Below are 12357 nucleotides of genomic sequence, written 5' to 3'. Positions count from 1 at the left end.
ATACTTAACTGAACTGTCTTCTTCACGTCTTAAGAAATTCAAAAGTTGGTCTTCGTTGCACAGTTTCACTGTCGTAAGCTCCTACATTTTCTCTTATAGTATAGTATGTTTTGCGGATAACTATAAATGCTGTTCGATGTTGTCAAAAATGCGTGGCATGATTGAATACCGTTTAGGAATATCAGCGGTTATCATACGCTTTTTAGTGGCGCTGTATTCAAGCCGTGACGTATTCAAAGCTGCGGGCAAACTGCGTTAATCTGGTGAATGCGCAGCAATAAAAAACCGCCAGCACTGCCGCGCTGACGGTTGAATAAATAAGTGTAATCGCGTGAGTGGTTAATCTAAAACGAGCGAGACCAAACCATCTGCCAATTTGGGTTCAAACCACGTTGATTTAGGCGGCATCACTTCACCGGCATCAGCGACGGCCATCAATTCCGCCATTCCAGTTGGATACAGCGCAAATGCCACCGCCATCTCGCCGGCATCGACGCGCTTGACCAACGCCTCCAAACCACGAATTCCGCCAATAAAATCAATGCGATCATCGCGGCGCGGGTCGTGAATGCCAAACAGCGGCGCGATCACGTTGTCTTGCAGCAGGCTGGCGTCGAGTCGCGCCACCGGGTCATCGTGCGGAATTCGTGCAGAATCAAGGGTTAAGCGATACCAATGCCCGCCGACGTACATCCCGAACTCGTGCGGTTGCGCGGGTTTGACCGGCGTGGCGCTGCCTTCAATCGCAAACGCAACGGCGAGATGATTCATTAAATCGTCGATGCTCATGCCATGTAAGTCTTTGATCACACGGTTGTAATCGAGAATCTGCATTTGATCGTGTGGAAAAATCACGGCCAGAAACCCTTGCTGCTCGCTCGCTTCCGCTGGAGTGGCAGCTCGCCGGGCGGCGGCGACCCGCGAGGCGGCGGCCGAGCGATGATGACCGTCGGCGACGTAAAGGGCATCAAGTGCGGCAAACGTGGCGGTTAAATGCGCGATCTCGGCGGCATCTGCCACTGTCCATAATTCATGGCGCACGCCGTCGGCGGCAGTCACGTCCACTTCAGCGGCGGTGGCACTAATCGCGGCGAGCACGTCATCAATTGCGGCGGTAGCGCGATAGACTAAAAAAACCGGCCCGGTTTGCGCATTTAATGCTTCAATTTGCCGCACCCGATCATCTTCTTTAACCGGGCGAGTGAATTCGTGTTTTTTAATCCGCTCGGCGTCATACGCAGCAATTGATGCGCTGGCAACTAATCCGGTTTGCTGATGTGCGCCCATTGTTAAACGATAGACATAATAAGCGGGTGCAGAATCGCGGATTAACACGCCTTCCGCGATCATTTGCTCCAGATTTTCTCGCGCTTTAGCGTATACCGCCGGGCTATACGGATCAATTCCTTCCGGCAAATCAACTTCGGGGCGGGAAATGTGTAAAAAACTCCATGGGCGACCTGCAACCATGCGCCGCGCTTCGGCAGCGTTCATCACGTCATACGGCGGCGCGGCGATGTCGGCAGCGCGACCGGGGGCGGGACGTAAACCGGCGAAGGGTTTGATTAACGACATAAAAGACCTCAGTTGGGGTTGGGGTGAATCAGTTGTCAGTTGTCAACTATTTTAATCACCAGATTAAAAAATAACCATCCATCATTAACGCGCTTCACTGACAACTCAATTAAAACCAGCGGACGTAACAATATGAGCAACAGCAGCTATTTGAAAGACTTGGTGTTATTTCGCAATGATCCCAGCAAAGTTGCGCCGATTCGCGCTGCCGCCGAGAGCGGTGAAGTCGATGCGCAATATGCGATGGGTTTAATTTGTGCCGAAGGGCGCGGCGTTAGCATTGATTTAGCACAAGCACATTATTGGCTCTCGTTGGCAATTGACCAAGGTGATCGTGACGCAGTGCGTTTGCGCGAAGTGGTCGGTTGTCAGATGAATGATGCGGAATATCATGCAGCAAAACGGTTATACGCAGCCGGCGTTTTGCATTTCCCAGAATCGACACAACAGCATTAAATCAACTTGACTTCAGTTTGAAAAATAGCGGTTTGAACATGCAAGACGGTTATTCGCGTTCATAAAAGACTATCCCAACTCGGTGAATATGCTCACGCAGCGCCGGGTTTTCGATAGTCTCAAATAACGATAAATCAACGGTATGAGGAATATCTGAATCATCCAATGCCCAAGCAATTGCTGACAGCGTGTCATAATCCAACGCATCTCCCAACAGCGTTAAATCAATATCTGAACCGTTGTGATAATTGCCTTTAGCGCGAGAACCATAAATCACCGCCTTTTGCATTGCGGGATATTGATTCAGAATTGTGCGCACTATTGCACAGACGTTTGCTGATAAACCAAATTCCATATTCATAGTGCTAATTCCAATACGCTCTGGAGCATGAGGTTAATATGAGAATGATGGATAAAATAACGGTTTCTGAGCAGAACGCAATCCCGCCATTTTACAAATCGCCTGCCGATTACTCCATGAGCCAGTGAATTGCGCAGCGGTCGCTGCTGGCAACCAGCGATATTCTAAATGTTCCCGCACACTGAGTTGAATGGTTCGCCGTTCATTTAATATCAGCGCAAACCAGTATTCACGATTAAACCGGACGTTTGGCGCATAACGACTGCGCCACGCCGGAATAATCGGAAATAACACTGAATGCCGCAGATCAATTAACCCGCCGCCAACGCGTAAACCAGTTTCTTCATACACTTCTCGCGCTGCGGCTAAACGCGGCAATTCACCGCGTTCTAAACTGCCCGTCACCGATTGCCAAAATCCCGCTGGGCGCACCCGCCGCAGCAGCAAAAATTCGCCGCTGCGGGTGCAAATGACCACGAGCACTGATTGAGCGCGTTTGAACTTTGGCACGGCAGGCGGCGCGTCGTTCAAGCGCGAGTCCGCAGCCGCAGCGCCAGCTCTTTCAACTGCGCTTCGTCCACTGCCGACGGCGCATCGGTGAGCAAACAGGCGGCCGTTTGGGTTTTGGGGAACGCCATCACGTCGCGGATTGAGGTCGCGCCGGTCATCAACATCACCAGCCGATCCAGCCCAAACGCCATGCCGCCGTGCGGAGGGCAGCCAAACTTCAATGCTTTCAATAAGAAACCAAAACGGTCTTCCGCCTGTTCCGCGCTGATTGCCAGCAGTTTGAAAACCTGCTGCTGCATCGCGGCGCTGTGAATACGAATGGAACCGCCGCCGATTTCCGTGCCGTTCAATACCATGTCGTAAGCCCGCGACAGACACGCGCCCGGCTCGCGCTCCAATTGATCAATTTGATCGACCTTTGGCGCAGTAAACGGATGATGCAGCGCGACCCAGCGTTGATTGGCGGGATCGTGTTCAAACATCGGGAAATCCGTCACCCACAGCGGCTGCCAACCCTCGCGCATCAAGCCGCGCTCCTGCCCCAGCTTGACCCGCAACGCGCCGATGGATTCGTTGACGACGTTGGTTTTATCTGCGCCAAAGAAAATCAAATCGCCGTCCACCGCGCCAGTGCGTTCCATGATGCCGGCGAGCGCCGCGTCGGGCAGATTCTTGACAATCGGCGATTGCAACCCGTCGCGCCCTTTCTCCGCCCAAGCGTTGACCTTGATATATGCCAGCCCTTTTGCGCCGTAAATGCCGACAAATTGGGTGTAAGCGTCGATTTCTTTGCGGGTTAATTCGCCGCCCTTCGGTAAACGCAGCGCGACCACGCGCCCGTTCGGGTCTTTGGCTGGCGCGGCAAAGACTTGAAAATCAACGTCTTGCATCAAATCCGCCAGATCAATCAACTCCAGCGGCACGCGCAAATCGGGACGATCCGAACCAAAGCGGCGCATCGCCTCCTGATAAGTCAGGCGCGGCAGCGGATCGGGCAACGTCACACCGAGCACCTCACAAAACAGCTCGCGGATCATCGTCTCCATCAGCGTCATCAGCGCGTTCTCGTCCATAAACGAAACTTCGATGTCGAGCTGAGTAAATTCGGGCTGGCGATCAGCGCGGAGGTCTTCATCGCGGAAACAGCGAGCGACCTGATAATAGCGATCCATGCCCGCCATCATCAGTAACTGCTTGAATAATTGGGGCGATTGCGGCAGCGCGAAGAATTCGCCGGGATGGGTGCGGCTGGGCACGAGATAATCCCGCGCACCTTCGGGCGTCGATTTGGTGAGAATCGGCGTCTCAATATCCAGAAAACCGTTGCAATTCAAATAGTTGCGCAATTGCTGCGTCACTTGCGCCCGCGTCCGCAGCCGGTTTTGCATTTCGGGACGCCGCAAATCGAGATACCGATAACGCAGCCGCAGCTCTTCCGACGCATCGGCAGCGTGCGTATCTAATTGAATTGGCGGCGTTTCCGAGCTGTTGAGCACTTCCAACTCCAGCCCCAGAATTTCAATCGCGCCGGTCGGCAACTCTGCGTTGACCGTGCCAGCCGGACGCGGGCGCACCGTGCCGGTGATCTTCAACACATATTCGCTGCGCACTTGCTCGGCGCGGTGAAAGACCTCGGCGCGGTCGGGATCAAACACGATCTGCACCAAACCTTCGCGGTCGCGCAAATCAATAAAAATCACGCCACCGTGATCGCGGCGGCGCTGCACCCAGCCGCATAACACGACCGTTTGCGCGTCGTGGCTGGCGGTTAATTCTCCACAATAATGCGTGCGCATTGCTGACTTACTCGCTGTATTCATTAGAAAAGTGATACCGGCGCTACTCCGCCGGACGGGTAAAAAATTGAGCATTCTCTCGGTCAAGGCGGATCGGCGTTGGTAAACCACGCTAATTCTGCCGCCGCCTCTTGGTAATAACGGTGATAGATCGCCAGCGTGGGAGCTGCGGCGGTGCGCTCGGCAAAGGCGCAGAGCAGCGGATGCTGGGCTTGGGCAAACGTGACGGGATCAAACGCTTTGTGCCAGCGCAGCAACGACGCAAAACCCACGATAAACCGCCCTGCTGCTGGGTTCTGCGCCGCTTTCAGCAACTGCGCCAGCACCGTTGGATAGTGTTTCAACGTGGTGTCTGCGTAGGTGCGCAACATCGGCGCTTGAGCAACTAACGCGGCACGTTCGGCATCAAAATCGCTGCGATCAACGATTTTGCGCTGCTGATACACCAGCGGCGCAGTCGTCGAAATGTCGCACTGCCAACCTTTGCGCGGCAGCAGCACATCGGCTTGATCCGAGGCGCGGCGATACGGATAAAACGGCATGGTGCGACACCGCAGCGGTTTTTCCGCCTGAATGGCGCAGCGGTTGTCCGGTGATAACGCCGGACAGGGAAACGACGGCGGCAGATATGCGGTCGGCGCAATCAAAACGGCAACCCGTTTACGTTTCGCAATCTGCACCACCGTGCCCAATTGCGCAGTCAAATCAAAGGCGCGACTCACTTCCGGCACTGGCGTCCACACCAGCGCCAGCGGAAAACGTCCGGCATTCGCAAACGCATCCGCCACTGTCAACGGCAGCCAACCGTGACAACATTTGCCGCAGCCGGTGCAGGCAAAATGCTGTTCTGACGCTGGCGCAGTGGCGGGGCGTTGCGCTTTCATCCCTCAGGCTGCGCCGCAGCATTTTTTGGATTTTTTACCCGAACCGCAGGCGCAGGGATCATTTCTGCCGACTTTTTCCACCCGCACTGGCGGCGATTTCGGATTCATCTCGCTGCTTTCATACAGCCAGATGCCGTCTTCGCGGCGGAATTGCGACAATTCATGCTGGGCATGAGTTTTGCCGTGTTGCCGATAGCGAAAAATAAACTCCACCTGCCCAGTTTGGTCATCGACCCCGCCGGCAACCACACGCACGACCTTTAATCCCAACCACGTCGTGCCCACTGCGCTGCGTTCCACCGCAGCGCGATCAAAATCGGCGCGTGCTTCGGGCGCATCTGTGCGCTCGATGTGGTCAAACTGACCGAGGGTGTAGGCGCTATACCGCGACCGCATCAAGGCTTCAGCGGTTGGCGCGGGCGCACCGGCGAGAAAAGGCGCACAGCAGTCATCAAACTCACGTTCGGAGCCGCACATACAATCCGACATACAAAACACCTCAATGGTCATCTGCAACAAGAGCCGTGCATTTTAGGCGTGACCGCATTGTTTTGTAACGCACGAACGCGGTTATTGACGTGTGCGATCATTGCGCACTGACAACTGATAACTGCAAACCGACAACTTTTTCAAACCGTTTTTAATAATACAGGAGTCCATTTTCATGCCTGATTTAACGATTCGCTGCGAACACAAACCATCACCCGCTAAATTAGAAGTAATGCACGTTGATAGCTGGCCAATTTGGAAAAAAGAGCCATCACAATTTAGCTGGCATTACGACAGCAGCGAGACCTGCTACATCTTACGCGGGCGCTTCACCGTCACCCCCGACGGTGGCGAGCCGGAGAGCTTCGGGCGCGGCGATCTGGTGATCTTTCCGGCGGGATTATCCTGCACTTGGGACATCACCGAGGCGGTGGAAAAGCACTATCGCTTTGATTAGTAAGTAGAAAAAAAGATTGGATAAAGTCCTACCAAGTTGGTAGGATTTTACCCAGCATTTACCGTTCAATACTTCAGGAATTGCACCATGACTAAAGACTTCTCCCTCCTGCCCGTTGGCACCATTGAGGCGTACATCAGCAGCGCATATCACATTCCAATGCTGACGCCTGACGAAGAAAAGTCATTAGCCATTCAATTGCGCGATCATAATGACATGATTGCAGCGCGGCGGCTGGTCACTTCACATTTGCGCTTTGTGATTCGGATTGCGCGAGGATATTTAGGCTATGGTTTACCCTTGCCGGATTTAATTCAAGAAGGCACGGTGGGTTTAATTAAAGCCGTGCGGCGCTTTGAGCCGGATATGGGGGTGCGTTTAGTGTCTTTTGCGGTGCATTGGATTCGCGCTGAAATCCACGAATACATTTTGCGCAATTGGCGCATTGTAAAAGTGGCAACCACCAAAGCGCAACGCAAATTGTTTTTTAATTTGCGCAGTGCTAAAAAACGTTTGGGTTGGTTTACCAAACAGGAAGTAGAAGAGGTTGCAGCGGATTTAGGCGTCAAACCTGAAACCGTATTGCAAATGGAATCGCGTTTATCCAACCAAGATTTATCATTCGACGGTTTGGAAGACGACGATGATGATGCACCGGCAGCGCCGTCCACTTATTTACCTGATTTGCGCATGGAACCGGCGCGGATGTTGGAATACGATGATAGCGAACGCGATCAACATGAGCGGCTGCATACGGCGCTTAATAGTTTGGATGAACGCAGCAAAACGATTTTACAACACCGCTGGCTGGCTGAGAAAAAACAGACGCTGCACGAGTTAGCCGATCAATTCGGCGTGTCGGCAGAACGCATTCGTCAGATTGAAAAGAACGCGATGAAAAAGCTGCGCCTGCAATTGGAAGTGTAGCTTTGATGTCGTAGATAAAAAACCCCGCTCTGCTGTGCAGAAGCGGGGTTTTTTGTGCGATGCTAGCGCTTTAATTATTTTGCAACTGTGTAGGATTGTGTCCGCCAATTATTGGTTTCAGATTTTTCTGACACCACGCATTTACTATCAACAAACGCATACAGTTTTTTTGTGCCCACTGCACCCGCTGCGAGTTCACGAATTGTCAGAACTTTAGTTTTGCCAGCGGCAACAGTTCCAACCATCACTGCTTTATCACCACCAGTGCTGCATACCGGCTTTGTAGCGCGGGTTGTCCATACCGAAAGCGTACCGCCATCTGCCGCGCTGGTGCCTTGGTTTTTCACTGTAATGTTGGCTGCAAATAATCCATTTGTCTGCGGATTGGCTGGCATCAAAATAATACCAGTAATAATAAAATCGGCAGTTGCAGCGGGAATAGTGGTGAAAGTTGCTGTCACAGTTTTATTAGCGGTGAGAGTCAGCGTGCATTTTTTAGAATCGGTGGCGCTTGCCGTGCAGCCGTTCCATTTCACAAATGTTGCACCAGTTGCTGGAGCCGCAGTCAGGGTGATGGTTTTACCGCTGGCAAATTTCGCCGCGCAGCCAGTGCCCGTGCCGCATTTAATTCCCATCGGGTTGCTGGTGACGGTGCCGTCGCCCACTTTGGTGAGCGTCAAACTGTAATTCACCGGCGCGGCGGTAAACGTCGCAGTGACGGTTTGCGCTTTGCTCATCGTGACGGCGCAGGTGCCGGTTTTGTTGGTGCAGGTTCCGCTCCAGCCGCTAAAAGTGAAGCCAGTCAATGGGTTAGCTGTCAGCGTGACTTCAGTGTCAATAGGGAAGGAACCGCTGCAAGTGGTGATAGAACAGGTGACACCCGTCGGATCACTGCTGACGCTGCCTTTGCCAGCAAGCGTAATTGTCAATGGATACGCAGTTGGCGGTGCGCCGTCTCCAGCTTCAAATGCGCCGATGTCCACGCGGTCGCCGACGATGCGCGGAAAGCCCACGCCGCGTTGATCGGTAGTTAATTCAGCCGGAACAATGCTATTTCCACCCGCGTCAATGGCTGGGCTGCCGGGAATTAAAGCGTGGGTTTGGGTAAAACCGCCATTGTCCATTAAAGGATCAATAACCGTTTCTGGCTCTTCGGTGAGAATGCTATCGGTGCTCTGGATAGTCAGGTCGCTATAGCCACTTGATGCCGCATCGCTACCGCCAAAAATGGTGTTGCTGCCAAAAAGATTATTGCCCTGTGAAGTAAGGGTACCATAGTTGATTTTGAATATTTCCAGCTTGTCGGGCGCGAAGTTCCCAACACTGATGGTATTACCGATTGTTAACGTTCCACCGAACAGGACACTGCCACATCGAGAGCCGGCATAATTCCCAGTTAGGGTGTCATTCAGCAAGGTTAAAGGAGGACTATACGCATAGATAGCGCCACCATCACGTTCAGCATAGTTTTGTGAAAAAGTGCTGTTGTAGATAGTAGTATCTTTTTCAGTAGCAATGCCGCCGCCATCAGTACCGGAACGGTTTTGCGCAAAGAGGCTATTCGTAACCGATAAGCTCCCATAGCTATTGATAGCTCCCCCATTGCTTTTTGCTTGATTCGTAGAAAAGGCGCTTTCATTTAGGGATAAAATTCCGCTATTGTTGATAGCACCACCGTAATTAGATTGATTACCATCAAAAACCGCACGATTGATGGTCAATTTGCCACTAGAGGTATTTAATATCGCACCACCGTAATCCCTGACGATATTACCCGAAAAAGTACCATTGTTCAGTGTAGCGAGTCCGTTATTGTAAAACGCACCACCTTGAGAGGCAGACGAACCGGTTACAATGATGTCCGACATCGTCAATACCCCATCATTTTTAATCGCACCGCCGAAATAGCCATCTGCTTTATTATTCGTGAAAGTGAGCTGTTTTAATGTCAGCGATCCTCGATTGAAAATTGCGCCACCATCGCTGGAAACTTTGCCATCTTTCAGCGTCAAGCTGCTCATCGTGGTGTTCATCGTTTTCACGGTAAAAATCCGTGAACTTTGATTACCACTAATTGTCAATACCGCTTCACCGGGGCCGTTCAGCGTCAATTTATCGGTGATTTCGATTTCACCAGTGGTCAGCGTAATCGTGCCGGTCACACTCGGATCGAATTCGATGGTGTCAGCAACGCCAAGCGTAGCATTGGCATCGAGAATGGCTTGCCGTAATGAACCGGCACCGCTGTCGTTGAGATTAGTGACAGTGTAGGTTGCAGCACTCGCAGGAAAACTGAGGGTGATGCTGGCAAGCAAGGCGGCAATTCCCGCCCAGCAGGTCAGAGGATGAAAGGCATGTTTACGGTAACGCATTGGCAACTCTCCAAATGATGAAACAAGCGTGAACGAGCGGGAGTTGAAAAATACAACAATTGAAATGCAGTGTTCAACTTTTTTGCCAACCGCGCCTAACGAATGACCTTACCAAGGTTAGCAAGATCGAACAAAGGTGATTGAGTGACTAAATTTGGTGTGTCAGGTGAGCGTCGAAACAATGACGGCAATTGAACAATTGCCGTGAATAAAGATTTGAATTGTGGTTAATGCAAGTGCAGCGTGATTTAACGCTCAATTTCTGGCGGACAAATTCCCAGCGATACCATAATCAAGGCAACATCAAACAGTTGCGCTCCAACCAATAGCGTAAAGGCATGAACCAATGATGGACAACGCACTTGTAATCGGCGCAGATATTCACTGCCATCACCAGCCATATAATAGCTAAATGCGCCACGCGCTGATTCAGTTTGTATAAAGGTTTCGTCTTTTGGTAATTTGAATTTGCGGTGTTTTGGTAGTTTGCATTGAATATCGCCAGTTGCTGGCATTTGTTGAATAACCTGCCGCCGCACGAATTGTCTGATCAATTTGGCGTGTCTGCGGAGCGCATTCGTCAGATTGAAAAGAACGCGATGAAAAAGCTGCGTCTGCAATTGGAAGTGTAGCTTTGATGTCGTAGATAAAAACCCCGCTCTGCTGTGCAGAAGCGGGGCTTTTTGTGCGATGCTGGCGCTTTAATTATTTTACAACCGTGTAGGATTGTGTCCGCCAATTATTGGTTTCAGATTTTTCTGACACCACGCACTTACTATCAGCAAATGCGTATAGTTTTTTTGTGCCCACTGCACCCGCTGCGAGTTCACGAATTGTCAGAACTTTAGTTTTGCCAGCGGCAACAGTTCCAACCATCACTGCTTTATCACCACCAGTGCTGCATACCGGCTTTGTAGCGCGGGTTGTCCATACCGAAAGCGTACCGCCATCTGCCGCGCTGGTGCCTTGGTTTTTCACTGTAATGTTGGCTGCAAATAATCCATTTGTCTGCGGATTGGCTGGCATCAAAATAATACCAGTAATAATAAAATCGGCAGTTGCAGCGGGAATAGTGGTGAAAGTTGCTGTCACAGTTTTATTAGCGGTGAGAGTCAGCGTGCATTTTTTAGAATCGGTGGCGCTTGCCGTGCAGCCGTTCCATTTCACAAATGTTGCACCAGTTGCTGGAGCCGCAGTCAGGGTGATGGTTTTACCGCTGGCAAATTTCGCTGCGCAGCCAGTGCCCGTTCCGCAATTGATCCCTGCCGGACTGCTGGTGACAGTACCGTTGCCGACTTTGGTGAGCGTCAAACTGTAATTCACCGGCGCGGCGGTAAACGTCGCAGTGACGGTTTGCGCTTTGCTCATCGTGACGGCGCAGGTGCCGGTTTTGTTGGTGCAGGTTCCGCTCCAGCCGCTAAAAGTGAAGCCAGTCAATGGGTTAGCTGTCAGCGTGACTTCAGTGTCAATAGGGAAGGAACCGCTGCAAGTGGTGCTAGAACAGGTGACACCCGTCGGATCACTGCTGACGCTGCCCTTGCCAGCAAGCGTAATTGTCAATGGATACGCAGTTGGCGCTGCGCCGTCTCCAGCTTCAAATGCGCCGATGTCCACGCGGTCGCCGACGATGCGCGGAAAACCCACACCGCGTTGATCGGTAGTTAATTCGGCAGGAACCAATTCGTTAATACCAGCATCAATTGCCGGGCTGCCTGCGACGAGGGCATGGGTGTAAGAGTTGCCGCCGTTGTCTTCTAGCGTACTAAAAGCCGTGTCCGCCGCGCCCGCTAACACCACATCAGTGTCGGCAAGTTTAATGTTGTCATCCAAACCGTGAATACCGCTGTCACCATTCACGCCGATTAAATTATGACCGAGCGAAGTGAAGGAGTTTTCAGAACGCGCATCATCATAGCCATCATGTTCACCTAATTCACTGCCTTTGGTAGCGAGATTATTAGATATAATTGTATTGCCGAGAGTGAAATCACCGCTATAATTCTCAATGCCACCACCCCAATCAACGGCACTATTGTCTATTAAGCTGCAATTGGTCAGAGTGAGATTTCCATCGTAGAGATAAATGCCACCACCGCTGCCATTGGCATTGTTGCCTGAAAAAGTGGTATTGCGGACGATGCTGGTGCCATTACGATGATAAAGACCGCCACCACCTTCACTCGCGGCATTAGCAACTAGAAGACTATCAGTCAGAGTTAAGTTGCCGTCATTATAAATTCCAGCGCCATTACTGGATATGTTTTGCCATAGGTTTAGTTGTGTAGCGGTGAGGGTACCACCGTGATTATAGATGGCGCGGCAAGGATTGCTTTGCATCTAGGAGTTACGCAGTTGACCAAAAATAGCTTTAGAATATAGTCGATCCACCACAAAATGATTGTTAAAATCGGCGCAGCACCTTCAATCCTACTGTTGTGCCGCAATCAATTTATTCTGGCTTGGCTATACAAAGATGAACGCTGCAAAATGTACCGAACAAGATTACATTCAGTTTTTAATCGCTACTCCG

Annotated in this window: 13 protein-coding genes and 1 pseudogene; 5 read left to right on the top strand and 9 right to left on the bottom strand. The window is 51.5% G+C overall.

The genetic code is table 11. The features are described 5' to 3' along the window. On the top strand, positions 1-259 hold a 259-nt coding region (locus tag CKO12_RS14740; RefSeq protein WP_207146376.1), incomplete at its 5' end, for a hypothetical protein. 80 nt (positions 260-339) lie between these two features. Here the strand turns inward: CKO12_RS14740 and CKO12_RS13280 are convergent. Next, positions 340-1575, bottom strand: coding sequence for a DUF1015 domain-containing protein (locus CKO12_RS13280; protein WP_200155209.1), 1236 nt, complete (start codon positions 1573-1575; stop codon positions 340-342). 132 nt (positions 1576-1707) lie between these two features. On the opposite strand from CKO12_RS13280, the gene CKO12_RS13275 reads away from it, so the two are divergent. Beyond that, on the top strand, positions 1708-2031 hold the full coding sequence (locus CKO12_RS13275) for an SEL1-like repeat protein (RefSeq protein WP_200155208.1): 324 nt from the start codon (positions 1708-1710) through the stop codon (positions 2029-2031). Positions 2032-2080: 49 nt separating this feature from the next. On the opposite strand, the gene CKO12_RS13270 is transcribed toward CKO12_RS13275, so the two are convergent. The 5 genes from CKO12_RS13270 to CKO12_RS13250 all read right to left on the bottom strand — a co-directional run bounded on the left by CKO12_RS13270 (position 2081) and on the right by CKO12_RS13250 (position 6071). Next, complete coding sequence (locus CKO12_RS13270; RefSeq protein WP_338032754.1) at positions 2081-2350, bottom strand: nucleotidyltransferase domain-containing protein; 270 nt, start codon at positions 2348-2350, stop codon at positions 2081-2083. A 75-nt stretch (positions 2351-2425) separates the two neighbouring features. Continuing rightward, a complete protein-coding gene (gene nudB / locus CKO12_RS13265; protein WP_338032753.1) occupies positions 2426-2902 on the bottom strand; it encodes a dihydroneopterin triphosphate diphosphatase in 477 nt (158 codons plus the stop codon). A gap of 17 nt (positions 2903-2919) precedes the next feature. Next, on the bottom strand, positions 2920-4698 hold the full coding sequence (gene aspS / locus CKO12_RS13260; protein WP_200155206.1) for an aspartate--tRNA ligase: 1779 nt from the start codon (positions 4696-4698) through the stop codon (positions 2920-2922). A gap of 83 nt (positions 4699-4781) precedes the next feature. Beyond that, a complete protein-coding gene (locus CKO12_RS13255) occupies positions 4782-5582 on the bottom strand; it encodes a YkgJ family cysteine cluster protein (RefSeq protein ID WP_200155205.1) in 801 nt (266 codons plus the stop codon). A gap of 3 nt (positions 5583-5585) precedes the next feature. Then, positions 5586-6071 carry a YchJ family protein gene (locus tag CKO12_RS13250; RefSeq protein ID WP_200155204.1) on the bottom strand — a complete coding sequence of 162 codons (486 nt, stop codon included), beginning with the start codon at positions 6069-6071 and terminating at the stop codon, positions 5586-5588. Positions 6072-6246: 175 nt separating this feature from the next. On the opposite strand from CKO12_RS13250, the gene CKO12_RS13245 reads away from it, so the two are divergent. Together CKO12_RS13245 and rpoH are read left to right on the top strand one after the other, a co-directional pair. Then, positions 6247-6528 (top strand): cupin domain-containing protein, encoded by a 282-nt coding sequence (locus CKO12_RS13245; RefSeq protein WP_200155203.1) that lies wholly within the window; start codon positions 6247-6249, stop codon positions 6526-6528. 87 nt (positions 6529-6615) lie between these two features. Further along, a complete protein-coding gene (gene rpoH, locus CKO12_RS13240; protein WP_200155202.1) occupies positions 6616-7455 on the top strand; it encodes an RNA polymerase sigma factor RpoH in 840 nt (279 codons plus the stop codon). 74 nt (positions 7456-7529) lie between these two features. Here the strand turns inward: rpoH and CKO12_RS13235 are convergent, their stop codons facing one another. Both CKO12_RS13235 and CKO12_RS13230 read right to left on the bottom strand, forming a co-directional pair. After that, positions 7530-9827, bottom strand: coding sequence for a choice-of-anchor Q domain-containing protein (locus CKO12_RS13235; protein ID WP_200155201.1), 2298 nt, complete (start codon positions 9825-9827; stop codon positions 7530-7532). 248 nt (positions 9828-10075) lie between these two features. After that, positions 10076-10342 carry an NADH-quinone oxidoreductase subunit D-related protein gene (locus tag CKO12_RS13230; protein WP_200155200.1) on the bottom strand — a complete coding sequence of 89 codons (267 nt, stop codon included), beginning with the start codon at positions 10340-10342 and terminating at the stop codon, positions 10076-10078. Between the two features lie 21 nt (positions 10343-10363). Between CKO12_RS13230 and CKO12_RS13225 the strand changes: the two are divergent. Beyond that, positions 10364-10459, top strand: a pseudogene (locus CKO12_RS13225) (sigma factor-like helix-turn-helix DNA-binding protein); the annotation flags it as partial. Between the two features lie 73 nt (positions 10460-10532). On the opposite strand, the gene CKO12_RS13220 reads toward CKO12_RS13225, so the two are convergent. Next, positions 10533-12164 (bottom strand): choice-of-anchor Q domain-containing protein, encoded by a 1632-nt coding sequence (locus tag CKO12_RS13220; protein WP_200155199.1) that lies wholly within the window; start codon positions 12162-12164, stop codon positions 10533-10535. Positions 12165-12357: the final 193 nt, after the last annotated feature.

It is taken from the genome of Chromatium okenii (assembly GCF_016583745.1).
Classification (GTDB): domain Bacteria; phylum Pseudomonadota; class Gammaproteobacteria; order Chromatiales; family Chromatiaceae; genus Chromatium; species Chromatium okenii.
This window is presented reverse-complemented; position numbering and strand designations above follow the sequence as displayed.